The following is a 23,586-nucleotide window of genomic DNA, read 5'->3' as shown; positions in this document are numbered from 1 at the left end:
GTCACAGGTTCAAATCCTGTCCCCGCAACCAACAAAAAAAGCCCGCTTCACGCGGGCTTTTTGCGTTCGGACCGTGCTCGATGGCCGCGACCGGCTATTCAACGATCGAGGAGGGCAGCAAGGCTGTCGTGCTCGACTTTATTGACAGGTCCGCGAACCGGGGGGTGATGCCGCCTCGGCGCATTTCGGCGAGAGCTGCACGTCGAGCATTGGGAGTTCGCCAGCCCGTCATGGCAAGCGATCTGCACGACAACAGCATGATTCGAGCGGCGGATTGATCGTCGTACGAAGGCGCGAACCGTTGATTTAAACAACCCGCGCCTTGCCGAAGCTTTTCGTCGCGGGCCGCCTCAGCCAACTCGCCGCAATGACGCCTGGAAGACCAGCGAGGTCCAGCTGTTGCTCGAGGCGAGATGGCAATAGAGCAGCGCAAGCGCGCCGGATTTCCTGAGATCGAGAAACGCCTCGTCGCTCAATTTGTTGAAGGCCGGCTCGTCGATCACCTGAAAGTCGGTGAGGTTGAGGGTCTCGCCGCCCTCCAGCGTCACCTTGCTCTGCCGCGGCGCGAACAGGCCGTGCGTGTCGATCTTGTCGATCATGGCGCGAGTCGCATTGAAGTCGGTCTGGAACTGGCTGCAGAAGGCGAGCGCCTGCTTCGAGGCCTCGGCCGGCTCGTTGCCGTCGAAGAAGGGCGCGATCTCGTCGCTGTCCTTGGACGAAGGCATCTGCTCGACGACGCGTTCGCTGGCACGGTCGATGCACAACGTCAGGCGGCCGGTCGTTTTCGATTCATCGGCGAGGATGAAGGGGTAACGGCGGACATAGGCGGGAATGTAATGCGGCTCCGCCCATTTGCCGTCGGCGCCTACGAACAGGTTCTGGTCCTGGCGCAGACCGGTGATGATGACAGGCGCCTTGGCGTCGCCAATGAAAACGATCGGATAGGAGCGCATCGCCGCGGGCATTTCCGATGCGACGACGGGGATGGCGTGCGCGGTGCGGGCAAAGGAGAAATCGGCCCGCGCCGTAAGGCCGAGTGAGCCGTGCCGCAGCGGATTGAGCGCCTCGGGTTTTTTGTAGAACAGCGGCAGCGCGTTGGTCGCGGTGCTTCCGGCCGGGGCCGTGTCTGTTTTCGCGTCAGTCATCCCTAGTGTTCTCCTCTTATACCATTCCGGTTTAGGCCAGTGGCTGCCGGTGCGCAACGCGTTGACGGCTGCTTCACCCTACGTGGCCAAGATAAATCTATCTGTTTGTTTGATCGTGCTCTTTTGTACTTCGGGTATCGAGCTCTATAGACAGCACGCCATGAAGAGGCGAGATTGGCTGACGGGATAGACATCTCAAGAGAGCCGTCTGAAAGACAGACGAACCAGGGCAGGCGCATGGCATCGCTTTCGGATTTCGAGCAGGGGCAGAGCTTTTCCGTCGAAGCCGGCGGTCAGACGCTCACGATGGAACTGAGCGCGGTGCAGCCCATTGCCAACAGCCCGCGCGACGGCGGTGGCTTCACGCTGCTGTTCAGGGGGCCGCGCGACGCGGCGCTGCCGCAGGCTATCTATCGGTTCAACGGCAAAAGCGGCGCCCATGAGATCTTCATCGTGCCGATCGCTGCCGATGAGGCAGGGCGGCTTTACGAGGCGGTATTCAACTGATTTTTTTCGACCGGATCGGCCACGGGGACGCTCCGGCCATCAGGGCGATTTGGCAGCGCGGCGGCTCGACATATGATCGACTATATCGAGATTGCGGACGTATTTGACGGAGCGGCGTGTAGCGCACTGTGCGCGGAAATTCGGGCGGCCGTGGGCCGTCCGGCCGGCCTGCTGGGGCGTGCCGACCAGAAGATGGCATGGCCGGAGATCCGAAAGACCGTGCGCGCCGATGTTTCGGAGGCCACTGAAGAGCGAGTGAGTGCCCTGTTGGCGCAGCAGAAGGCGGCTCTGGAGCGGCATTTCGGGCTGCTGCTCGGCCAGGTCGAGAAACCTCAGTTCCTTCACTATCGGCAAGGCGATTTCTTTGTGCCGCACCAGGATGGCAACACGCCGCTCATTCACGACGAGTCGCGGTTCCGAAAGATCTCGGCGGTGATCTTTCTCAACCGTCAATCGGACAACCCTTCGCCAAAAAGCTATGCAGGCGGCTCGCTGGTCCTGCATGGGCCTTACAGCGGCCCGGGCCTGCGCGTTGCCATGCCCGCGTTGCCGGGCTCTCTCGTCGCCTTTCGTTCGGAAACGACGCATGAAGTCACCCCGGTCACGCGCAACGAACGTTTCACCATCGTCTCCTGGTATCGCGGCACGTGACGACCGGCACGGCCCTTACGGCGAACGGATCATCAGGTCGTAGACGCCCTTGTCCTCGGCAACGGTGAAGCCGAGGCGTTTGTAGAGCCGCCGCGCTGGATTGTTCTTCTCGACATGGATCGAGACCAACTTGCCGACGGCGGCGGCCTCATCGATGAGATCGGCGAGCAACGCACCGCCAGACCCCTTGCCGCGATGCGCCGGCAGGAAGGCGATATCTATGATGCAATGCTCGCTCGCCGAGCGCTCGATATACAGGCGACCGATATCTTGCCTTGCCTGCTCGATCACCAGCCAGTCGGCGTTGGGATAGTATTTCTGGTAATGCGCGTGCTGCGCTTGAAACTGCATGTCGAGGAACGCCGTTTTCTGCGCGTCGCTCCACGGCGTGACGGCAAGTTCTTCGGCGCGGGTCGAGGCGTAGAGCGCCGACATGAACGGCAGATCGGCGTCCGCCATCGGGCGGAACGTCAGATCAATCCGCGCCGCGCGCACCCAGCAAAATATAACAGGCCCGTTGTCCACAATCGGAAGCTGGATCATGGAGTGGCGCTTACGGACGCGCCGGATAAACGCCTTGCATGGCAATGATGAACGTCATCGCCAGATAGGGAGGCAGGTTGTTGTGAGGCAACGTACTGCCCGTCATGCTCAGTGCCTGGGGGTCCATCTGGACCAGATTTTGCGAAGTGTTGTTCTGATACAGCGTTCCGCCCCCCGACTTCCCCAGAACAACCGCATCGGTAAGAGTTCCCTGGGCGCCACTCTCGGTGGATATCGCGACAAAATGATTATGTTGCGGCATTTCCGTTTGCAGAAGGGTGATGGACGTTTCGCCACCCGTCTCGCCGAGAAACCGCTCCGACAAGCCATTGCCCTGTCCTTGCCCCATGGGCGCGGAGCCAGCCATATTCGGCAACGCGAAGGTCGACTTGCCGTCGCCGCCGTAAACTGTGCCCAGCAGCGAAAACAGCGCCGTATTCTGCGAGATTGGCAGGAGCTGGCCATCGCAGGTCGCCCACCCCGTCGGGGCGAAATCTCCGGCAAAAATTCGAATTTCGGCGACGAACGGATTGGTCATGGCAAGTCTCTAGCTTTGCTGGGGGAAGATGCCAAATAGCGAGATGATGAAACTGACGGCGAGGAACGGCACCATATTGTCGTGAGGCTGGCTGCCGCCGGCCGGCGAAATGGCTCCGGCGGCCATGTTGCCATCAGGTGCGATACCCACATAGGGCGTCAGCAGGCTCGATGTCGCCAGGACACCGCCGGACGGACCCGGATTCTTGGCGATATTCGACGAACCGGTCCAGGTATGGGAATGGTTCGGCATTTGTTGGGTTGAAACAGTGACGGATTCGACCCCGCCCAGTTCTCCGATGATATAGGTCTGGCTGACCAGCGGGCCCTTGCCAGCATGGACGGGGATGCGGGATGCGAGGTTGGGCAGGGCGAATGTTTCCTCCCCGTCGCCGCCATAGGTCGTACCGATCAGATTGAACAAGGTTTCGTTCTCGGAGATCGGCATCAACTGGCCTTGGCAGAACGCCCAGCCATTCGGAGGGAAATTGCCACCGAACATCCTGATCTCGCCGACAAAAGGTTGGCTCATCGAAGCGTCCTCTTAATTTCGCGACGGGAATATGCCTTGCAGGGCAATGATGAAATTCAAGACGAGATAGGGCGATCTGTTCTCATGCGGCTGGCCGCCACCGACGAAAGTGATGTTTTCCTTCGCCATAGCCACCGCGCTGCCAGGCGGCTGATAGATCGGGCTGGCGTTCGCCCCCAACAGCGCGCCGGATGGATTGTTGACGTTGCCGGCAGTGTTCGATGCGTTGACGAAATGGTTGTGTGTCGGCATTTCGCCGAGCGTGAGCGTGTGAAACTCTTCGCCGCCCTGGCCGCCGACAATTGCACCAATAGGGCCGCCCGTATGAACCGGCGCACGTCCCCTCATATCCGGAAGGGCAAAATTTGTCTGGCCGTTGCCGCCGTACCTGGTGCCAAGAAGTGAGAACAATGGCTGGTTCTGGTTAAGCGGCAACAACTGGCCGTTACAAAATGCCCAGCCGCGCGGTGCATAGTTCCAGGAAATGATCTTGACTTCACCTAAATAAGGCTCACTCATCCCCGTTCCCTCCGTTGGCGGCTTACTGTCTGAATTCTTGTATTATGCCTAAGTAAGACAACAAGTCGATATCAAATTCATAAAATATATTTCCTAGGACGAAATCCAAGGTTGCTGACTAAGGTGTCGCGGCAGGCAGCAGTGGCAGCGGCTGGTTGAAGAACGTCCGGGTGTCCGTCAGTGCCGTTGCCCCGCCATTGACGGTTTCGATACCGGCCTCGCTCGCCTGCGGTACGTTGATCGTGCCGTCGGCGCCGCCGAGGCCGTCCGCGAGGAAGCGGATGGCATTGGCGTTGTTGACGTTGGTGATGGTGTTGGCATGAACGTCGGCATTGATGATAGCGCCGGCAAATGTGGCGGTGACCGTGATGCCGCGGCTGTCGGCATTGTCGCGAATGGTGTTGTTGGTGACCGTCGCGTGCACGGTGCCCGGCTGCACGAGCTGCGTGATCGAGACGCTGTCGCCACCGCTTATGCCGTTGACGCCGATGCTCTGGATAATGTTGTTGTCGATCAGCACCTTGGCGACGCCGAGGCTTTCATGCCCAACCCTGATGCCGTTGCCGGTTCGCGATCCCGAGGTTGCTACGCCTTGCGTACCGATGACGTTGTTGGCGATTGTGCCGTCAAGCGTCCGTGCGAGGTCGCCGCTGCTGAACACGTTGATGGCCGTCGAGTCGCTGTTGGTGACGGTGTTGTTCCGGACGGTGAAATTCAGATTGCCGCCCGTGCCGGCGCCGGAATTGCTGCTCTGGGTGAGGTTGATGCCGTTGTTCAGATTGTTGAATAGATTTCCCGTGGTCTCGCCGATGTGAGCGTTGACGGTGCCGTCATTGGCAATGACGAACAGACCGGTTCCAGGGATGACTCCCGGTCCGGGATAGGCGTTGTTGCCGGTGAAGGTTGCGCCGTCGACGGTCAGCGTCATCGTCGGCGCGCCGGCGACACCGGCGCCGTCCGCCTCGAAGATGAAGTCGCTGCCGGCATTGTTTGAGGCGCCGTTGTTAGAGAACGTACCGCCGCTCACCACAAGGTTCGTCAACGTGCCGCCGGAATTGATGACTTGCACATTGTGGGTGAAAGAGTTCGAGACAGTAAGGTTGGTGAACGCGGTGACGTGCGAGGCGTTGCCGGTAAGTTCGTTGAACAGGATTCCGGACTCGGTGTTGGCATCGGCATTGCTGTTCAGGGTCAGACCGTTGAGCACCACACCGTTGACGCGCAGGCCCTTTATGCCGTTGCCCGCATTGTCGCTGATGATCATGTTGCTCAAGCTGACATCCTGAGTGTCGGTCAGGCTGACGCCATCGCCGGTCGAGTTCTGGATCGTGCCGCCGCTGCCCCCCGTCGCGCCGGTGCCGGTCACCACCAGATTGCCGCTGGTGCCGGTGTTGTTGAGCACGATGCCGTTGGCTGCACCATTGGACGCAATGCTCCTGAACGTCACGTCGCCGGCGCCGATCGTCGTGTTGGCGACATTAAGCGCCGTGCCCGTGCCGGACGCGATGGTGTTGCCGGTGCCCTGCACCGTCACCGTGCCGCCGCCGGTGGCATTGAAACCGGCGCCGCTGGTGGTGGCGATGACCAGCCCGCCATTGGTGAAGTTGATCGTCGCACCGGTATTGTCGCTCAGGCTGACGCCAGCCGCCGTGGCCGAGGTGATCGACTTCAACGCGCCGGAGAAGGTGATGATGCCGGCGACATTGTCGTCCAGCAGGATGCCGATCTGGCCCGCCGCATTATGCGTGATGTTGCCCGACAGGGTGATGTTGCCGGCGGTCAGGGCGCGATCCTGGATGTTGACTGCCTGGCCGGTGCTGCCGCTGGTGATCGCGCCGGCATAGGTGAAGGCCGCCGTGCCGCCGCTGTTGGCGGTGCCTAGGCCATCGCCGATACGGATCACGGCGCTTGTTCCGCCCACCAGCGCGCCGGTGCCGAGATCGATCGCTCCGGGACCGGTGACGGTATCGAGGATGACCGCGCTGGTGCCGCCGGCGCCCTTGTTTGTGGAAGCGAAGGTCACGCCGCCCGCCGCGATGGCAACGCTGTCAAGGTTGACCGCGACGCCGCTGCCGGTCGAAATCGTGTTGCCCGAGCCGATAACGGTCACGGTGCCAGTGCCGTTGCTCGTGGCGTTGAAGCCGGTCCCGGAGGTGGTGGTAATGGCCAGGCCGCCGCCGGTGAAGTTGATCGCCGTGCCGGCATTCGCCGTCAAATCGACGGCGTTGCTGGCGCCCGTGGTCAGTGTCTTGGTGGCTCCGGAGAAGTTGATCGTGCCGCCGGTGTTGGCGTTGACGAGGATGCCGTTGGCCACGCCGCCGGTGGCGCTGAGAGTTCCCGACAGCGTCATGGTGCCGGCGGTGCGGGTGGAGATGCTGACGACGTTTCCGGCCGTGGTCTTGGTGACCGAGCCGGCATAGCTGATGTTGGCCGAACCGCCGGTGACCAGGAAGGCGGCGCCGGTCGCGCCGCCGAGCGCACCGGAGCCGAGGCTGACAGTGCCGGCGCCGGCGACATTGGTCAGCGACACGTTGTTGGTGCCGCCGGTCGAATTGGTCGAGGTGAAATTGATGCCGGTGGTGGTGGCGATGCCGTTGAGGTTGACCGCCTGCGCGGAAGTGGAGCTCACCGTGCCGGTCGTCACATTGACCGTGCCGCCATTGATGGCGCTGAATCCGGTGGTGCCGTTGGTGACGATATCGAGGTTTGCGAAGCTGACGGTCGAGGCCGTGGCGCCGTTGTTGATTGCGACTGCGGTGCCGGTCATCGGCGTCGTGGTGCCGAGATCGACCGTACCGGTGAAGCTCACCGTATTGGCCGCCGTCGCGCCGGAAATGCTGATGCCGCTCGCAGCGCCGTTGGCGATCACCGAGCCGGCGAAGGTGAAGCTGCCGCCAGCGCGGGTCGAGATCGTCGCCGCCGCGCCCGACGTGCTGATGATGGAGCTGGCGCCGTCGAAGCTGATCACCGCGTTGCCGCCGGTCACCGAAAGGCCGCTGCCGCCCGATATTTGGACATTGGTGCCGCTGATCGTGCCTTGCGGACCCGACGCGCCGCCGAAGGCGATGCCGGTTCCGGTCGCCGCGGTGGTGATGTTGACGTTGGTCAGCGTCGTCGTGCCGACGGTGTTGTCGAGCCTGAAGGCAATGCCGGTGGCGCCGGTGCTGGTGACGTTGGTGATGGTGGTGTTGGACGCGTTCAGCCACACATCGCTGGCGTTGCCGGAGAAGGTAACGTTGTTGATCGTCGTGCTGTTTGACGGCGTGATCTCGATACCCTGCGTGGCAAAATTGCTGATAGTCATGTTGCTGATGACGGTATTCGCAGCGCCAGCGCCATTGTCCTTGATGCCGCGCGCGGCACCCGCCGGGCTGCCATTCAGGATGAAGCCGTCGATGATGTTGCCGCCGGCGCCGAGCGTGATGACATTGTTGCCGGCACTCGTGGTCAGCGTCGCGGCGCCGTTGGGCGTCTGGTCGATGATCGAGATGTTGTTGCTGGCGAGCTGGATGGTGGAGGGCACCGTCAGCGCCAGGTTGATGTTGCCGTTGCCGAAGCCGCGCACCTGCTCGCCGATGGCGAGCGCCAGCGTATCGTTGCCATTGCTGCCTGCCGCGGTGATGACGCCGCCATCGTTGACGAGGACGAGAATGTCCGTCGAGACTGCTGCCGCTTCGGCGGTGGTCAGCGTCGCCAGATTGTTCTGGTCGCGGCCGCTGCCGTCGCCGGTCGCGGAAGCGCCGACGAAATAGACCTTGCCGACACCGAAGCCCAAGCCCGGGGTCGACTGGAAGTTCACGTCCTGGAAGTTGTAGGTGCCAGCAACCGGCGCACTGGAGGCGTCGATGCCTACATTGGCGCCGATGGTCGAAAGCTGGTCGGTCGCCGATTCGCCGTCGCCATAGGTGAAAGCGAGGTTGGTGGCGCTGTTGAGGAACACGCCGGTGTTGACCCCGGCTATGCTCGAACTGGCGCCGCCGACCACGGCATCACCGAGGCGCACCGTCTGGCCGCCGATGGCGCCGCGCAGGTCGACGCCTATCGAGGTGCCGGCGGCGGCGGCATTGGTGACATCGAAGTCATTGGCCGTCACCGCCGCATTGATGGTGGCACCGTTGAGGTCGAAGGCCACGCCCGTGGTGCTGTTCAGGCCGATGTCGAGATCGTTGAAGGACAGCGCCGCGCCAAGCGTGCCGGAAACATCGACACCACGCGTGGTGATGCCTTGCAGGTTGACCGTGCCGAGAATGATGGCGCCGCCGCCGGACGAGGCGATATTGGTCAGCGAGATGCCGGTTGCGGCGGCAGTGGCCGAGACACTGTCGAAATTCATGCCCGCAGCGCCAATCGTAACGCCATTGAGGTTCAACGCGGTGCCGCCGGCCGTCGTGGTGATGCTGTTGTCGCTGAGGAGCGCGCCGACGCTGACCGTGCCACCGCCGCTGGCGTTGAAGCCCGTGCCGGAGGTGGTGGTGATCACCAGGCCACCCGTATCGAAGTTGATCGTCGCGCCGGTGTTGGTCGTCAAGTCGACCGCCGTATTGGCGCCAGTGGTCAGCGTCTTTGTGCCACCGCTGAGAGTGATGGTCCCGCCGGAGTTGCCGTGGACATAAACACCATTGTCGAAACCGCCGGTGGCGCTGAGCGCGCCGGACAGCGTGACCGTGCCGCCGGTGACGCCGGAGATGTCGACGATCTTGCCGGCGGTGGTCTTGGTGACCGTGCCGCCATAGCTGACGGTCGCAGCACCGCCGGTGACCAGGAATGCGACGCCCGAAGCGCCGCTCAATGCGCCGGATCCGAGGCTGACTGTTCCGGTGACATTGGCCAGGCCAACATTGTTGGTGCCGCCGCCCGACGAGGTCGAGTCGAGCGCAATGCTGGCGGCGACGCCGGAGAGGCTGATCGCCTGGCCGAGGGTCGAGTTTACCGTCTCGGCACCGCCGGTGGCGGTGATGCCCATCGTGCCGCCGGTGCCCACGATGGCCGTGCCGGTCGTGGTGTCGATGGTCACACCGCCGGTGAAGCTTGTCGTGCCGCCGCTCTGCGACAGGCCGACGCCGCTCGTCGTATCGATGTTGGCGAGGCCGGTGACGTTGACCGTGCCTGATACCACATGGATGCCGCCGCCGGCCGTGGCGGTGTTGTTGACCGTCACCGCGCCGAAGGTGAACGTGCCGGTGTTGGCGCCGGTGCCGTCTATGCCGAAGCTGCTGGTGCCGGTGATGCTGGTCGCGCCGGAGACATTCACCGCCCCGGTGACGCCGTTGAGGATGATGCCGCTTGTGCCGCCGCTCGAGGTGATGCTGTCGAAATTGACGCCGCCGGCGCCGAGTGTGCCTTGCAGCGACAGCGCGGTCTGGCCCGTGGCGTTGATCGTCGTCGAGCCGGCATTCGCGACGGTCAGGACATTCAGCCCCGAGAGGCTGAGGCCAGTGGCGAGGGACGTCGTGATGTCGAGGCCGCCATTGAAATTGACGGCGCCGCCGGCGGTGCCGCCCGAAATCGAGACGCCATTGCCGCCGGTGATGGCCACCTGGTCGGTGAAGGTCACCGCGCCGCCGGTGCGGTTGGCGATGTTGATGCCGCCACCGGTCAGCGTTCCGGCCGGCCCGCCATTGGGCAGGAAGCCGCGCGACACCGAGATGGTGCCGGTGCCGCCGATTGCATTGAGCAGTGAGCCGGCAACGTTGATGTTGTTGTTGATGACCGACAGATTGCCATTGAGGCCGGTAACCTGGATGGCGGTCTGGCCCGCCGCGACATTCGAGATCGTCACGCCTTCGATGGTGATGCCGCTGGCATTGCTGAAGCCGACCGCGCTCTGGTCGATCAGGAAGGCAGCACCGGCCGCGCTGCTGAAGTCGAATGCGGTGTGGCGCACGGCATTGTCGCCGAGCAGCTGCATCAGGTTCGTCGTTCCGCTGACGACGGCCTCGTCGCCGGTGATGTTGCCGCCGGTGGCGCCGAGATTGCCCTGGACGTTGGCCGGCTGGATCGTGCCGGTCGAAACCACATTGCTGTTGCCGAAGCCGGTGATCGTCTGGCCGGAATCGAGCGTGAAGGCGGTGGCGCCGAGATTGATCGTGCCGACGAAGGCGAAGTTCTGCATGCCGGTCAGCGCATCGGCGGCGGCGAGCGAAATGGTGTTGACGCCCATGCTGAGATTGCCGGTCGTGCCGGCGGCGATGAAGCCGCCCGACTGCGAGACCAGCGTGATCGAACCGGGCGCGGTGGCGAGGTTGGCGCTGCCGGTGAAGAACACGTCGTCGAAATCGTAGTTGCCGAGCGTCGGATCGAGACCGACCGTGTTGACGGTGAAGCCGCCGGCGGCGGCGACGATGAAGGATTCCAGCCCGTCGGTCGAATCGCCGTCGCCGAAGGTGAAGTTGGCATTGGCGGAGGTCGCCGTGGTCTGGCCGGACGACAATTCGACGCCGATGCCGACATTGTCGATCTTGGAACCCTGCAGGAAGGTGATGACCTTGTTGCCGGTGGTCGACGACAGGTCGATGCCGCGCGAGGTCAGGTCGCCCAGGCCGGTGATCGTCGTCAGGCCGAAATCGGCCGTCGTTGAGGAGCCGCTGAAGTCGATGCCGTTCTGATTGGCGCCGACATCGTCGATGGTGGTCGTGCCGAAGCTGACATCGTTGTTGGTGCCGGCGAAGTTGATGCCGGCAGTGCCGCTCGTGGTGCCCAGCGTGACCTGGGTCGTGCCGAAGGTCACCGGGCCGGCATTGCCGACAATGTTGATGCCGATGCCGCCGGCGCCCGTCACGGTCACCGCCCCGAAGGTTGCCGATGCGGTGCTCGCGACACCGGAGACGGACAGGCCGGTGCCCAAGGCATTGGTGATCGATAGCGGGGTGGTAACATTCAACGTTGCGGTGCCGATCAGGCCACCGACCACCGCGCCGCCGCCACCGCTCGCCGACAGGGTCGGGCCGGTGAAGCTGAACGCACCGCCTGCCGGGGGCAATGTCGAGCCGATGGCGAACAGATTTCCGGTGCCGGTCGACGTGACGCTGCCGCTGAACTGGGCCGAGCCGCCGATAGTGCCGTCGATCTTGACCGCCGTGCCTGGTGCTGTTGCCGAGCTGGAGACGTTGGCCGAGACCGTGATCGCGGCGCTGCCGCCAAAAACCACTACGCCGTTGCCGGTGCCGGAATTGGTGATGGTGCCGCCGATGTTGATCGTGCCGGTGTTGTTGGTCAGGCTGACGTCGTCGCCCGAAACCAGCGTCGTCACCAGATTGTTGACATTGACCGTCGCGGCGCTGCCTTGCACCACGAAGCCGGGGCCACCGCCAACAACCGTGTCGATCGTCGTCGTGCCATTGAAGGTAACGGCGTTGGCCACGTTGGTGAGGCGGATGGCGTCGCCATTGACGCGATTGATGTCGACAGCGCCGAAGGTGACGCTGCCGCCGCTGGTGTTTTCGATGAGGATGCCGGTCTGCACGGCGCCGCCTGAGCCGTCGACGGTGACGCTGTCGAAAATGACGCCGCCTGCGCCGATGGTCAAACCGCCGGCGCCACCGAGATGGATGCCGTTTTCGACAGGGCCGAGCCCAGATGCGGTCGTGTTAGTGCCGGTGACGGTGAGCGTGCCGCCATTGATTGCGCTGAAGGCAAGGCCGCCATCGGTGGTGAGGTCGAGCCCGCCGGTGAAATTGATCGTGCCGCCGGCATTGCCGGTCAGGTCGATGGCGTTGGCCGCGCCGGTGCTGGCGGTGATTTGGCCGTCGAAGGTGGCCGAGCCGCCGGTCATGCCGCTGATCATGACCGCGCTCGCGGCACTCGTCTGATTGATGGTGCCGTTGTAGGTGAGGTTAGGCGTTGCTCCAAGAATGCTGAGCGCCGTGCCCGTCGTGCCGGCGATCGAACTCGCATTGTCGAAGGTCAGCGTGCCCGTGGAACCGCCCGTGACGCTGACGCCGATACCGGCGCCGGTGATGTCCAAATTGTTGAAGGTGCCGGTGCCGCCGAAGTTGCTGGCCAGCAGGCCAGTGCCGCTGACGCCGCCCATCGTCGTGTTGGTGATGTTGATCGCACCCGTTGCGCCGGTCAGGTCGATGCCGGTTACGGCGCTGCTGATCGTCACCCCGGTGATGGTGGCCGCGTTTACATTCGATCCGTTGATCGCCGAGCCCAAACCCGCATTGCTGACGCTGAGGTCGGCGACGCGGTTGCCGTTGGCGAGATCGATGGTGCTGCCGGCCGAGTTGTTGAGGGTGGCGGCGCCATTGCCGAACGGATCGACCTGGGTGCCCGAAGTAACCACCTCGGCGCCGGTGACGTTGGCCGGCGGCCCGCCGAGAGCGACGGTGTTGCCGTTGGCGAAGGAGACGATCTGCTGGCCGTCGGCAAGCGTGAAGCCGTCGGCATCGGTGTTGATGGTTCCAGCGCCGCTGTTGACAAGGACGAAGATGGTGTTGGCGTCGGTCGTCAGACCGTCGGCGGCGTCGGCGTTGATAAGGTCGCCAACGCTCGCGCCGGAGCCGGTCCCGGTGTTTGCTGCGCCGACGAAGATGACGTTGGCAGTGTCGAACAGCTGCGGGCCGACCAAATGGGTGGCGTTGAAAGCATAGGTGCCGTTGCCGGCTAGCAGGCCGCGCATGTCGAGCGAGGCGGTCGTCCCGGTGATCGAACTGGTGCCGACACCGGCGCCGAACGAGAAGGTCGTGTTTGCGCTGGTGCCTGCCGCGCCGTTGGTGCCCATCTGGACGCCGGTGCCGGCGGAGATCACACCGGTGCCGATCGTCACCGAGCCGCCGGTGGCGCCGGAAAGGTCGATGCCCGTGGAAGTGCCAGCTCCGGCAATGTCGAGCGACGTGGCGGTGAAGGTCGACTGGCTGCCCGACAGGTCGAGCCCGGTCTTGCCTGTGGGCAGGCCGGTGATGTCGATGTTGGCGAAGCTGATCGTGCCGTTGGCGCCCTGGACGTCGATGCCGCTCTGGGTCGGCTGGCCGATGCTGGCGTCGCCGAACGTTACCGCGCCGGAATTGCCATTGAGGAGGATCCCGTTCACGCCGGCCTGGTTGATCGTCACCGTGCCGAACGTGGTGGCGCCGGAACTGTTGTTGATCGAGATGCCGTCGCGCGATGGCTGGGTGATGGTGGCCGCGCCGCCGAAATCAACCGTGGCGGCGCTGTTTGTGATGAAAATGCCGTCGAAAAGGGTGTTGGAGGTCGTCGTGGTGCCGGTAACGGAGAAATTGCCGCCGACGTTGCCCAGGCCGATTCCACTCTGTCCGCCGGACTGGCTCACCGTGTCCAGCGTGACATTGAGCGCCATCGGGTTGATTAGCCCGAAAGTGACGACATAGACGGCCTGGAGGCCGTTGCCCGAAACCGTGCCGCCGGTCGTCGTCAGGCTTCCGCCGCCCGTCGAGTTGACGAAGATGCCTAAGCCGCCATTGTCCTTTGCATCGAGCGTCTCGAATCCATAGTTTCCGCCGCTGACGATGAACAGGCCGTGGCCGGTATTGTTCGAGAGTGTCGTCGTGCCGGTGAAACTGTAAGTTCCGCCACCATTGTCGATGAGCAGGCCGCTGCCGGTATTGCCGCTTGAGTTCAAATTGTCGGCGGAAACATTGTTGATGGCGCCATCGAACAGCACGCCGTTCAGGCTGGCGCCTGAAACATTCAGCCCCGACATCGTGACATTGCTGACTCCGCTGCCATGCACGCCATTGCCGTTCGCCACACCGGCGATGTTGAAGTCGAGCAGCGACGTGTTGTTGGCCAGCGTCACGGCGTCGCCGGTGCCGGTATTGGTCAGCGTGGCTGCGCCGCCTGGATCCGAGACGACCTGGTCATGCTTGACGTTGTCACCGGTGACGTTGACGGGAATGCCGCCGAGCGAGAAAGTACGCCCATTGCCGAACGAAGCCATTGTCTGTCCGGCACTCAGCGAGAAGCCGCCAGAGGCGTCGATGGGCGTCCCGTCATTGACCAGCACGAAGATCGCGGTGCCGTTGGTGATAAGGTCAGCCTGGTTAATCGCAAGCAGACTAGACGTGGAAGAGCCGTCACCCAATGATCCGACGCCGCCGACGAAAATCACATTCTGCTGGTCGAACAGCTGCGGACCGCTGAAGGTCGTCGAGCCGAAAGCATAGAGCCCGAGCGTCTGGTTGAGCCCCCGCGCGTCGAGCGAGGCGGTGATGCCGGCAATCGAGCCGCCGCCGAAACTGAATTGGGCATTGGCCGAATTGGCCAGCGAGCCGGAAATGCCGAAGCGCACGCCGGTATCGACATTGGCGATCGCGCCGCCATCGGTGATGACGATCGTCGCCCCGCCCGCGCTCGGCGAAGACAGATCGATGCCGATCGAGCCGGCGGCGCCTGTGCCAGTGATGTTGAGCGACTGCGCCCTGAAATTGGTCTGGCTGCCGGAGAAATCGAGGCCGACGCCGGAGCCGAGGCCAGCAATGACGATGTTGCCGGCAATTATCGATGTGTTGGCGCCCGCAAACACCATGCCGTCGGTGCCGGGATTGGTGATGTTGATGTCGCCGAAGCGGATCGCGGCCGGCGAATCCGTGATCGCGATGGCCGGCCCGGTCGTGTTCGAGATCGTCGTCGCGCCGTTGACGGTGAGGCTGCCCGAAAGATTCTCGAGCACGACGCCCGATGTGCCGCCGGTCTGGGTGATCGAATCCAGCACGATATGGGCGGTGATCGGATCGATGAAGACACCGACGCCGTCGTCGCCGAGCGCCTTGTTGCCCGACACCTGGCCGCCGGTGATGGTGATCGAGCCGGCGACCCCGGTGCCCTTCACGGTAATGCCGGCATCGTTGTTGTCGAGCGCGTTGAGGGTGGCGAAAGTGTAGGTGCCGTGGCCGGTTATATCCAGGCCGTCGTCGCCATTGCCCTGCAGCAGAGTCGTGCCGGTGAAGTTATAGGTGCCGTCGCCTTCGATGTGCAGTCCGTCGAGGCCGTTGCCGGTCGCGGTGAAGTTCGAGCCATTGACGCCGGTCGATGTACCGGTGAAGTCGGCGCCGTGGCCGCCGGCGCCGGTGACCGTGACGTTGGTCAACGTGGCGCCGGTAATGTTGTTGCCGAAGATGCCGTCCTTGCCGCCGGTGATGGTGATACCGCTCAGCGTGTTGCCATTGGCGAGCGTCAGGACGTTGTTGGCAGGGTTGGTGCCCTGGATGGTGCCGTTGGAGCCGCCGAAATTGTAGGTGCCGATGCTGCCGTCGGCGAGCCGCGCCTGGACACCGCCGCCACCGCCGATAACGGTCTGCCCGTTGGCGAGCGTCACGCCGGCTGTCGTAATGTTGCCCTTGCCGCCTAGCGCGACGACGACGCCGTTAGCGCCGGCGCCGGCGACTGCATTGTCGAGCGTGGTCGGGTCGCCGATCGTGCCGAGGCCGAGCGCGTCGTTGTCACCATCGGCGAAGAAGAACTGGCCGAATGCCGTGTTGGTGGCGGCATTGATCGCCACCCGCGTCGACGTGCCGGTAACTTTGTCCTGGCTCTCGATGCGAACGCCGATGTCGCCGCGTACGCGCTCGTTGACGCGTTTGCGCAGGCCGGGGCTGACCGGATAGACCAGCTCGGCGCCGTCATCGGCCGAAGACGAGCCCTTGTCGAAAGCGTTGAGCGGCACTGTCAGCCGGATGCTGCCGGCGAACTGGGTGTCATCGCGGTTGTCGTTGCGCACCTCGCCGGTGAAGGCCAGCGACGTGCCTTTGCCGATGACGTCGCCGATCGAATATTCCAGGCCGGCCTTGGCGCCGGTGATGCTGCCGTCGTCGCCGTCGGGATCGCCGAAATGGTAGGCGCCGACATCGAAACGCAGTGAATGGTTCTCGGGCAGGTTGAGCGGCACCTGAACGCCGACCTCGCCCTCGATGCCCCAGGCCGCGTAATCGCGGTGGGCGATGGCCGATATCTGCTCGATCAGCTGATGCCCGACCAGCGACAGGCTCGACTCTTGCCCGGCCGTGCTGCGGTCGCCGCTGATCGGCAGATAGACGTTTACGTGCGCATCGTATTTTGAGGTGATCGCCTCGAGGCCGAGCGTCGAGGCGACGAACTGGTGACTGTCCTGGTTCTGGATGTTGAGATAGGCGTAGCCGCCGATCATCAGATCCGGATTGACGATGCGGCGAACGCCGAGGCCGACGTCCTGGCCGAAGCCGTCGTCGAAATCGTATTTCGAGCGCACATCGAGAAAGAGAACGGATTCGAGGTTCTGCTTCAGCGGCAGGAAACCCTCGATCGCCGTGTTGCCGCCATTGTTGTTGGCGCCGATGATGGCGCGGACCTGCGGCTGCCACAGTCCGGTGTCGCCGGCATGGGCGGCTATGCCGGAAAGGGCAAGTGCCAGAGTGGACAGCGCGGTCGTCTTCCAGAGATGCCTGGAAAAACCTGACCGGCGATACTTGGTATTCGCCCGGAACCTTCTTCCGTGCGTCGCCATGTCATTGATCTGCCGAGTTTTCTCGGTCGTCTCCATCCCTTGCGAACCTCAACGAGTACACGTTCCGTCGATAATACTATCCGAATCCCAGTGTATAGCGAGCATGATTGTTTGCTTTACACATACAAGATTTCAAAGTTGTTTATTGTGGTAATCCAGCAACAGTAATTTAGCCGGCGCTCATGTACCGTATTGGCTTCCCCGCCAGGCTCGGCTGTTGTATCAACGCGCTCGGCGAAACCCTGACACGACGAGGATCGGGTGGCTTCATTGCTGAGAACCGTTTGTGGGCGGGCCGCCTGGGTCGGCGCGCTATGGCTGGTCGTGTCGGCACGGTCGGCGCTTGCCGAAGAGCCGAAGTCAACCAAATCTGCCGAGACAAAGCCTGCAGAAGGCAATCCGTGGGCGCTAAACTGCTCTAGCGGATCAACCGGAACCGAGCTTCAATGCCAGGTTTCGCAAAACCTCACCGAGGCCAAGACCGGGCAGCGCGTTCTTACCGTCACGGTTCGCCGCGACAATGGCAATGGCAACCTCGCGATGCTGCTGGCCTTGCCACACGGGCTGTTCCTGCCTTCCGGCGCCTCGTACCAGATCGACCAGGGGCAGAAGACGACCATTGTCATCCAGACCAGCGACCAGAACGGCGCCTATGCCGCGACCCCTTTGTCGGCGGACCTCGTCAAGGCGATGAAATCGGGAACCAACCTGAACATCGGCATGGAGTCGGTGACGCGCAAGCCGGTGACCATTCCGGTCTCGCTTGCCGGATTCACTGCCGCGATCGACAAGCTTCAAGCGTTGAAATAGCCGGCCTATCTCGGCAGATGCGTAAACGTCAGCTTACGTTATGGACTGGCCGGGCTCACACGTGCTTGCGGCCACCTGTCTCGCGGAACCAGCTGTCGGGGTAGGGGTACCACCAGTCCTGGATCGCCGGTCTGTGGTCGATGATGACCATCTTGGAGCGTCGGAAGGCGTCGAGTCCCTGGCGTCCCAACTCGCGGCCAAGGCCTGATGCCTTCCAGCCGCCGAAGGGCAGGGCGTCATTGTCGATCAGCGGGTTGTTGACCCAGACCATGCCGGCCTCGAGCCGCTCGGCCGCCTCATGCGCCTCGGCGAGGTCGGTGGTGAAGACCGAGGCGCCGAGCCCGAACGGGCTGTCATTTGCAAGCCGGATCGCTTCGTCGAAATCCTTTACGCGGCAGATCGCTGCGACCGGCCCGAAACACTCTTCGCGCACGATCGCCATATTGGGTGTAACCCCGGTCAGGATCGTTGGCTCGTAGAACCAGCCAGTGTTGTGCGCCGGCGGAATGCGCCCGCCGGCAACGGCTATAGCGCCGTTGCTGATAGCATCATCGACCAGCCGCATCACTTTCGCCCGGGCGGCTTCGCTGACCAGCGGGCCGATCTCGGTCTTGTCCATGCCATTGCCGATGCGCAGCGCCCGCGTCTTCTCGGCGAACAGCTCGACGAAGCGATCGTGAACCGAGTCGACGACAAAGAAGCGCTCGGCCGAGGTGCAGACCTGGCCGGTCAGGTGGAAGGCGGCGGTGACGCTGCCGGCTGCCGCCACGTCGAGCGGCGCGTGCTCGCTGATGATCAGCGGATCGCTGCCGCCGGCTTCGATGACGCAAGGCTTCATGCGCTCGGCGCAGGCGACTGCCACGGCTTTGCCGGCGGCGAACGAGCCGGTGAAGGCGACAGCGTGGGTGCGCTCGGAGGCGATCAGCGCCTGCGCGGTGGCGGCCGTGCCGGGCAGGCAGGAGACCAGCCCTTCGGGCAGCGAGCGGAACACGGTCATGTAATCGAGTGTCGGCAGCGTCGTGGCTTCGGCCGGCTTCATGATGCAGCCATTGCCGGCGGCAAGCGAGGCCGCAACGGTCCAGCACATCAGCAGGATCGGGAAGTTGTAGGGCATGATGTGGACGGAGACGCCATACGGCTCGTAGCGCGCATACTGGAACGAACCGGCCTGGGTCGTGCCGGCGATCTTGCCGGCATCGTCGCGCGCCATCTCGGCGTAGTAGCGGAAGATCGGTGCGCAATTGGCGATCTCGCCGATCGCTTCGGGATAAGGCTTGCCCATCTCGCGCACCATCAGCTCTGCGCAGCGGGTGAAGTCTGCCGCCTCGATAGCGTTGGCGACGGCGTGCAGGTGTTTGGCCCTGCTCTTGGCATCGAGCTTCTTCCAGGCGGCTTGTGCCGTGGTTGCGGCACACAGCACCGCATCGATCTCACCGTCCGTTGCGGCGGAGATCGAGCCGACGGTCTCCAGCGTCGCCGGATCGATCACCGGTTTTGCCGTGCCGGTCATCGGCCGGTAGTCCGGATTGACGAAGAAAGCCGGCCGGTCAGCGGAGAATTGCATGGTCGTCCTTTCAGGTCCGCTCAGCGGATCATGTAGACCTTCTTGATGGTCTCATGGACGGTGCAGACGCCTTTCCAGTCCTGCGGGAAGAACGCCGCCGTGTCCGGCTCGATCTCGATGACCTCGCCCGATTCGTGCACATAGGTGCAGCGGCCCTCGAGGAAGTGGCAGAACTCGTCGCGGGTGACATGGCAGTGCCATTTGCCGGGAGTGCAGACCCACAGGCCGCATTCCGAACGGCCCTCCGGCCCCTTGTAGAGCAGCTTGCCCGAGGTGTGGGACTCGCCCTCGATCATGGTCGGGATGACGCCCCAGTCGACGAGGTCGGTGATGGCAAGCGGGGATTGCATGATGGGCGTGGTCATGGCGATTTCCTTTAAAAAAGTGCTCAGCGGCACATGAAGGCCTTGGTCAGTGTTTGCGTGATGGTGGAGGTGCCGGCCCAGCCGGCGGGGAAGAACACCAGCATGCCGGCCTCGACCGGGATCTCTTCGCCATTCTCGCGGACATAGGTCCCGCGGCCCGACAGGAAATGGCAGAACTCGTCGGCGGCAAAGGTGACCTTGCGGCTACCCGGCGTGCACGACCACAGGCCGCATTCGCTCGATCCGTCCAGGTTCTGTGACAGGATCCTGCCCGAGGCACGCGGTGCACCGGCAAGCGTGTTGCTGCCGGCGCCCCAGCCCTCCAGTTTCACGGTCGAGGCCTTTGGCCAGGGCGGTGTCGGCATATTGCGAAGCTCCGTTGCTGTTCAAGCCAGCATGTAGACGTTGCGCATGGTCTCATGCACGGTGCATTCGCCTGTCCAGCCGGCAGGGAACATGACCACGGTCCCGGCTGCGACTTCTATCACCTCACCGACATCCGACCGGTACGTCGCGCGGCCGGTGACGAAATGGCACAATTCGTCGCGCGGAATCGAGAGCCGCCAGCGGCCGGGCGTGCACACCCAGATGCCGGATTCCGGCTGGTTGTTGGGTCCTTTGTGGACAAGCCTGCCGGTCGAGTGCGACGCGCCGTCCAGCGCGTCGGACTGGGCGCCCCAGTCGACGAAGTCGGTGCGGGTGGAGGCTTGGTAAAGGTGCGGGGCGGAGGAGGTCACAGCAACTTCTCCAGCAACCCTGCGGCCTTTTCCGGCCCGTTCTGTGCCCGCATCTGCGACGAGGTCTTCGCCAGCTTGCCCTTCATCTTCGGGTCGGTCAGGCAAGCCTCGATCCTGCTGACCAGCTGGGCGTCGCTCCAGTCGTAGCGCGGCATGCCGAAGCCGTGGCCGGTTTCCTGGACGCGGGTGGCGTTGTCGTGACCGTCCCAGACATAGGGCATGATGATGGCCGGCTTGCCGAAATAGAGGCACTCGGTGAACGAGTTGTTGCCGCCATGGTGGATTACGGCATCGACCTGCGGGATGACTGAAGGCTGCGGGAACCAGCTCTCGACGATGACGTTGTCCGGCACATCCGTGTACAGTTCCTTGTAGCCGCCGACATTGACCAGCGCGCGGTAACGGGTCTTGCCCAGTGTTGTGATGATGCGCTTCAACAAATCGACATCGCCGGCGCCGAGGCTGCCGAAGGAGACATAGAGCAGCGGCCCGTCATTGTTCTCGGCGAAGGTCGGCACGGTATAGGGCTTTTCCTGCCGCACGCAGCCTTCCAGATACTGGAACTTTGCCGGGTCGAGCGGATGGCGGCGCTTGAACTTTGCCGCTTCGGGATAGAGCAGCAGATTGAGATAGGGCGAGGCCTCGAAGAACTGGCCGACCGGGTAGGGCGCTTCATTGTTTGCGGTGAGGAAGGCGTTGAAGTCGTCGTGGATCGGCTTGATCACCGCGTTGAAATGATCGCGGTAGCGCTGGTGGCCGACATCGTCGTTCTCGCCGCAGCCCGAGAGATGCGGCGGGATGTCCTCATCCTCGATCTCGTTTTCCGAGCAGGAGATGACGCGCACCCAAGGCTTGCCGAACTGTTTGATGGCCGGAAACAGGATGACATTGTCGACGCAAATGACATCAGGCTTGATGGCGGCCAGGACTCGCGGCAAATCCTTCTGCGCCCATTTGGCGCTGTCGACAATCGCGGTCCAGCAATCCTTCACGTAATTGTCGACCTGATCGTAGGGCGATTTGCGGAAGTTCGGGATGTGGCCGTTGATGAAGTCTTCCCAGAATTTCGCCATCTGCTCGGGCGGCATCGGCTCCGACAGGTTCACCGGATGCGCTTCGAAGCCGTAACCCTTGTAGACATCGACAAAGCCGGGGTCGGACAGGAACACTGCCTTATGGCCGCGCGCCTCGACGGCTTGCGCGATGCCGACCGAATTGAGCGCCGGGCCGTAGGCCGCTTCGGGAAAAAACGCGATCGTCTTCTGCGCCATCAAGCTCTCCTATTCCTGAAAAATTCTGACATCGGCGGCGTCCCAGCCGAGTTCGACCTGATCGCCCGACGAGACCGGCCGGCGGTCGGCGGCATCGGCGGTGACGCGCACCAGAAATGGTTTTGGCGACAGAGGCGTGCGGATATGCAACTGCAGGTCCAGCCCGTGATAGGCCAGCGCCTCGACCATGCCGGCGGTGCGGTTGGCGGTCTCGGGTGACGGGAACAGCCGGATGCGTTCGGGTCGCACCGAGGCCACGGCGGAAGCGCCGGGTGAAAGCGCGGCGGGAACCTTGCCGGCAATGCGCGCGCCGTTCGCGGCGATCACGCCATCCGCAGACACCTTGCCCGGTACGAAATTCATCACGCCGATGAAGTCGGCGACGAAACGGTCGGCGGGATGCTCGTAGATCGCATGCGGCGCGTCGCATTGCAGCAACTGGCCGTCCTTGAGCACCGCCATGCGGTCGGCCATGACGAGTGACTCTTCCTGGTCGTGGGTGACGATGACGAAGGTGATGCCGACTTCGTGCTGCAGGCGCTTCAGCTCCAACTGCATGGCGCCGCGCAGTTTCTTGTCGAGCGCCCCGAGCGGTTCGTCGAGCAGCAGCAACCGAGGCCGTTTGACCAGCGCGCGGGCGAGCGCGACGCGCTGCTTCTGGCCACCCGACAATTGCTCAGGCTTACGGTCGGCGAAGGGGACAAGCTCGGTGGTGGCCAGAATGGCGTCGACGCGGGAACGGATTTCAGCTTTCGGCAAGCGCTCCATCTCCAGCCCGTAGGAGACATTGGCGCGCACGCTCATATGCGGGAACAGCGCGTAGGACTGGAACATCAGATTGACCGGCCGCTTGTTGGGCGGGGTCCGGGCGATGTCCTTGCCATCGAGCAGTATGCGGCCGTCGGTTGGCGTCTCGAAGCCGGCCAGCATGCGCAGCAGCGTGGTCTTGCCGCAGCCGGAGGGTCCAAGCAGCGCGAAGAACTCGTTTTCGCGGATGTCGAGCGAGATGCCGTCGACGGCGGTGACCCGGCCGAACTTCTTCGAAACGTTATCAATGGCCAGCAGCGTGCGCGGTTCGCTCATTGGCCGATGATCCCACGGTTGATCCGCTGCGACAGGGTCAGCGCGGTGATCGATACCGCCATGACGATGGTCGCCAGCGCGTTGATCTCCGGCGTGATGCCGAAGCGGATCATGGCATAGATCTGCATCGGCAGCGTCGTCGAGGCGCGGCCGGCACCGGCGGTGAAGAAGGCGATGATGAACTCGTCGACCGAGAGCGTGAAGGCAAGCAGAGCGCCGGCAATCACTGCCGGCGCGATGACCGGCAATGTCACACGCCGGAAGGTGGTCAGAGCCGAGGCGCCGAGGTCGGCGGAGGCCTCGACGATCGACCAGTCGAAACTCTTCAGCCTTGCGCGCACCACCGAGCAGACGAAAGCGAGGTTGAAGACGACATGGGCGAGGATGATGGTGTGCAGGCCCATGGTGAGGTTGAGCATCGAAAAGAACGAGAGAAGCGCAATCGCCAGCACGATGTCGGGGATGATCATCGGCGCGAAGATCAGGGCTTCGAGGCCTCTGCCATATTGCCGGCGCATCTCGACGCCGATCGCCAGCAGCGTGCCGAGCAATGTGGCGATTGCGGTCGAGACCAGCGCCACGATCAGCGTGTTGAGCGCTGCAGACAGGATGGCGCTGTTCGAAGCTAGCGAAATGTACCATTTCAGCGAGAAGCCCGACCATGCCGTCGGCAATCCGCCTTCGTTGAAGGACAGCGCCACCAGCACGGCGATCGGGATGTAGAGGAAGGCGAAGACGAGGGTGAGAATCGTCCGCATGCCGAGCGTACGGGTGAAGGAATGGGTCATCGCCGGCCTCCGACAATTGGAAGGCAAGCGAACGACCAGAGTCCTTCTCCCCGTTCACGGGGAGAAGATACCGGCAGGCAGATGAGGGGCAGCGC

At 63.4% G+C, this 23,586-nt stretch carries 17 protein-coding genes; 4 read left to right on the top strand and 13 right to left on the bottom strand.

All coding sequences use genetic code 11. The features are described 5' to 3' along the window. A partial coding sequence (locus NKJ78_RS29130; protein WP_352562766.1) for a hypothetical protein occupies positions 1–278 on the top strand: 278 nt, incomplete at its 5' end. Between the two features lie 72 nt (positions 279–350). Here the strand turns inward: NKJ78_RS29130 and NKJ78_RS29125 are convergent. Then, positions 351–1,145 carry a SapC family protein gene (locus NKJ78_RS29125; RefSeq protein ID WP_352459769.1) on the bottom strand — a complete coding sequence of 265 codons (795 nt, stop codon included), beginning with the start codon at positions 1,143–1,145 and terminating at the stop codon, positions 351–353. A 237-nt stretch (positions 1,146–1,382) separates the two neighbouring features. Between NKJ78_RS29125 and NKJ78_RS29120 the strand changes: the two genes are divergently transcribed. Both NKJ78_RS29120 and NKJ78_RS29115 read left to right on the top strand, forming a co-directional pair. Next, the gene (locus tag NKJ78_RS29120; RefSeq protein ID WP_023672960.1) at positions 1,383–1,652 is read left to right on the top strand and encodes a DUF6916 family protein; all 270 of its coding nucleotides are present in this window, start codon (positions 1,383–1,385) and stop codon (positions 1,650–1,652) included. Between the two features lie 72 nt (positions 1,653–1,724). Further along, positions 1,725–2,303, top strand: coding sequence for a 2OG-Fe(II) oxygenase (locus tag NKJ78_RS29115; protein ID WP_352459770.1), 579 nt, complete (start codon positions 1,725–1,727; stop codon positions 2,301–2,303). 15 nt (positions 2,304–2,318) lie between these two features. On the opposite strand, the gene NKJ78_RS29110 is transcribed toward NKJ78_RS29115, so the two are convergent. The 5 genes from NKJ78_RS29110 to NKJ78_RS29090 all read right to left on the bottom strand — a co-directional run bounded on the left by NKJ78_RS29110 (position 2,319) and on the right by NKJ78_RS29090 (position 16,873). Next, positions 2,319–2,846: a GNAT family N-acetyltransferase gene (locus NKJ78_RS29110; protein ID WP_352459771.1), complete on the bottom strand. Its 528-nt coding sequence runs from the start codon at positions 2,844–2,846 to the stop codon at positions 2,319–2,321. A gap of 10 nt (positions 2,847–2,856) precedes the next feature. Then, positions 2,857–3,384, bottom strand: a complete 528-nt coding sequence (locus NKJ78_RS29105; protein ID WP_023672957.1) for a phage tail protein — start codon at positions 3,382–3,384, stop codon at positions 2,857–2,859. 9 nt (positions 3,385–3,393) lie between these two features. Then, positions 3,394–3,915: a phage tail protein gene (locus NKJ78_RS29100; protein WP_023672956.1), complete on the bottom strand. Its 522-nt coding sequence runs from the start codon at positions 3,913–3,915 to the stop codon at positions 3,394–3,396. A gap of 12 nt (positions 3,916–3,927) precedes the next feature. Then, positions 3,928–4,434, bottom strand: a complete 507-nt coding sequence (locus NKJ78_RS29095) for a phage tail protein (protein WP_023672955.1) — start codon at positions 4,432–4,434, stop codon at positions 3,928–3,930. Between the two features lie 118 nt (positions 4,435–4,552). Next, positions 4,553–16,873: an inverse autotransporter beta domain-containing protein gene (locus NKJ78_RS29090; protein ID WP_352459772.1), complete on the bottom strand. Its 12,321-nt coding sequence runs from the start codon at positions 16,871–16,873 to the stop codon at positions 4,553–4,555. A 270-nt stretch (positions 16,874–17,143) separates the two neighbouring features. Here NKJ78_RS29090 and NKJ78_RS29085 point away from each other — a divergent pair, with 270 nt between their 5' ends. Then, the gene (locus NKJ78_RS29085; RefSeq protein WP_502901636.1) at positions 17,144–17,683 is read left to right on the top strand and encodes an invasion associated locus B family protein; all 540 of its coding nucleotides are present in this window, start codon (positions 17,144–17,146) and stop codon (positions 17,681–17,683) included. A 55-nt stretch (positions 17,684–17,738) separates the two neighbouring features. Here the strand turns inward: NKJ78_RS29085 and NKJ78_RS29080 are convergent, their stop codons facing one another. Genes NKJ78_RS29080 through NKJ78_RS29050 form a run of 7 tightly spaced genes read right to left on the bottom strand, consistent with a single transcriptional unit; the run spans position 17,739 to position 23,491 of the window. After that, positions 17,739–19,247, bottom strand: coding sequence for an aldehyde dehydrogenase family protein (locus NKJ78_RS29080; protein WP_352562764.1), 1,509 nt, complete (start codon positions 19,245–19,247; stop codon positions 17,739–17,741). Positions 19,248–19,267: 20 nt separating this feature from the next. After that, on the bottom strand, positions 19,268–19,612 hold the full coding sequence (locus NKJ78_RS29075) for a cupin domain-containing protein (protein ID WP_027059488.1): 345 nt from the start codon (positions 19,610–19,612) through the stop codon (positions 19,268–19,270). A 23-nt stretch (positions 19,613–19,635) separates the two neighbouring features. Continuing rightward, a complete protein-coding gene (locus NKJ78_RS29070) occupies positions 19,636–19,977 on the bottom strand; it encodes a cupin domain-containing protein (protein ID WP_352459775.1) in 342 nt (113 codons plus the stop codon). Positions 19,978–19,998: 21 nt separating this feature from the next. Beyond that, the gene (locus NKJ78_RS29065) at positions 19,999–20,349 is read right to left on the bottom strand and encodes a cupin domain-containing protein (RefSeq protein WP_352459776.1); all 351 of its coding nucleotides are present in this window, start codon (positions 20,347–20,349) and stop codon (positions 19,999–20,001) included. Continuing rightward, positions 20,346–21,620: a glycosyltransferase gene (locus NKJ78_RS29060; RefSeq protein WP_352459777.1), complete on the bottom strand. Its 1,275-nt coding sequence runs from the start codon at positions 21,618–21,620 to the stop codon at positions 20,346–20,348. Before NKJ78_RS29060 ends, NKJ78_RS29065 begins: the two co-directional genes overlap by 4 nt. Positions 21,621–21,629: 9 nt before the next feature. Further along, positions 21,630–22,703: an ABC transporter ATP-binding protein gene (locus NKJ78_RS29055; protein WP_352459778.1), complete on the bottom strand. Its 1,074-nt coding sequence runs from the start codon at positions 22,701–22,703 to the stop codon at positions 21,630–21,632. Then, entirely contained in the window at positions 22,700–23,491 is a 792-nt protein-coding gene (locus tag NKJ78_RS29050) for an ABC transporter permease (RefSeq protein WP_352459779.1), read from the bottom strand. The genes NKJ78_RS29055 and NKJ78_RS29050 overlap by 4 nt, the downstream gene beginning before the upstream one ends. Positions 23,492–23,586 lie beyond the last annotated feature (95 nt).

Origin of the sequence: Mesorhizobium sp. M0037 (assembly GCF_040323635.1) — a bacterium.
In the GTDB taxonomy this organism is placed as follows: domain Bacteria; phylum Pseudomonadota; class Alphaproteobacteria; order Rhizobiales; family Rhizobiaceae; genus Mesorhizobium.
This window is presented reverse-complemented; position numbering and strand designations above follow the sequence as displayed.

Excerpts from the sequence above, each read along its gene's own strand:
- NKJ78_RS29125 (WP_352459769.1), bottom strand. The coding sequence starts at position 1,145 with ATGACTGACGCGAAAACAGACACGGCCCCGGCCGGAAGCACCGCGACC.
- NKJ78_RS29105 (WP_023672957.1), bottom strand. The coding sequence starts at position 3,384 with ATGACCAATCCGTTCGTCGCCGAAATTCGAATTTTTGCCGGAGATTTC.
- NKJ78_RS29095 (WP_023672955.1), bottom strand. The coding sequence starts at position 4,434 with ATGAGTGAGCCTTATTTAGGTGAAGTCAAGATCATTTCCTGGAACTAT.
- NKJ78_RS29115 (WP_352459770.1), top strand. The coding sequence starts at position 1,725 with ATGATCGACTATATCGAGATTGCGGACGTATTTGACGGAGCGGCGTGT.
- NKJ78_RS29090 (WP_352459772.1), bottom strand. The coding sequence starts at position 16,873 with ATGGCGACGCACGGAAGAAGGTTCCGGGCGAATACCAAGTATCGCCGG.
- NKJ78_RS29110 (WP_352459771.1), bottom strand. The coding sequence starts at position 2,846 with ATGATCCAGCTTCCGATTGTGGACAACGGGCCTGTTATATTTTGCTGG.
- NKJ78_RS29055 (WP_352459778.1), bottom strand. The coding sequence starts at position 22,703 with ATGAGCGAACCGCGCACGCTGCTGGCCATTGATAACGTTTCGAAGAAG.
- NKJ78_RS29070 (WP_352459775.1), bottom strand. The coding sequence starts at position 19,977 with ATGCCGACACCGCCCTGGCCAAAGGCCTCGACCGTGAAACTGGAGGGC.
- NKJ78_RS29075 (WP_027059488.1), bottom strand. The coding sequence starts at position 19,612 with ATGACCACGCCCATCATGCAATCCCCGCTTGCCATCACCGACCTCGTC.
- NKJ78_RS29060 (WP_352459777.1), bottom strand. The coding sequence starts at position 21,620 with ATGGCGCAGAAGACGATCGCGTTTTTTCCCGAAGCGGCCTACGGCCCG.
- NKJ78_RS29050 (WP_352459779.1), bottom strand. The coding sequence starts at position 23,491 with ATGACCCATTCCTTCACCCGTACGCTCGGCATGCGGACGATTCTCACC.
- NKJ78_RS29120 (WP_023672960.1), top strand. The coding sequence starts at position 1,383 with ATGGCATCGCTTTCGGATTTCGAGCAGGGGCAGAGCTTTTCCGTCGAA.
- NKJ78_RS29080 (WP_352562764.1), bottom strand. The coding sequence starts at position 19,247 with ATGCAATTCTCCGCTGACCGGCCGGCTTTCTTCGTCAATCCGGACTAC.
- NKJ78_RS29100 (WP_023672956.1), bottom strand. The coding sequence starts at position 3,915 with ATGAGCCAACCTTTTGTCGGCGAGATCAGGATGTTCGGTGGCAATTTC.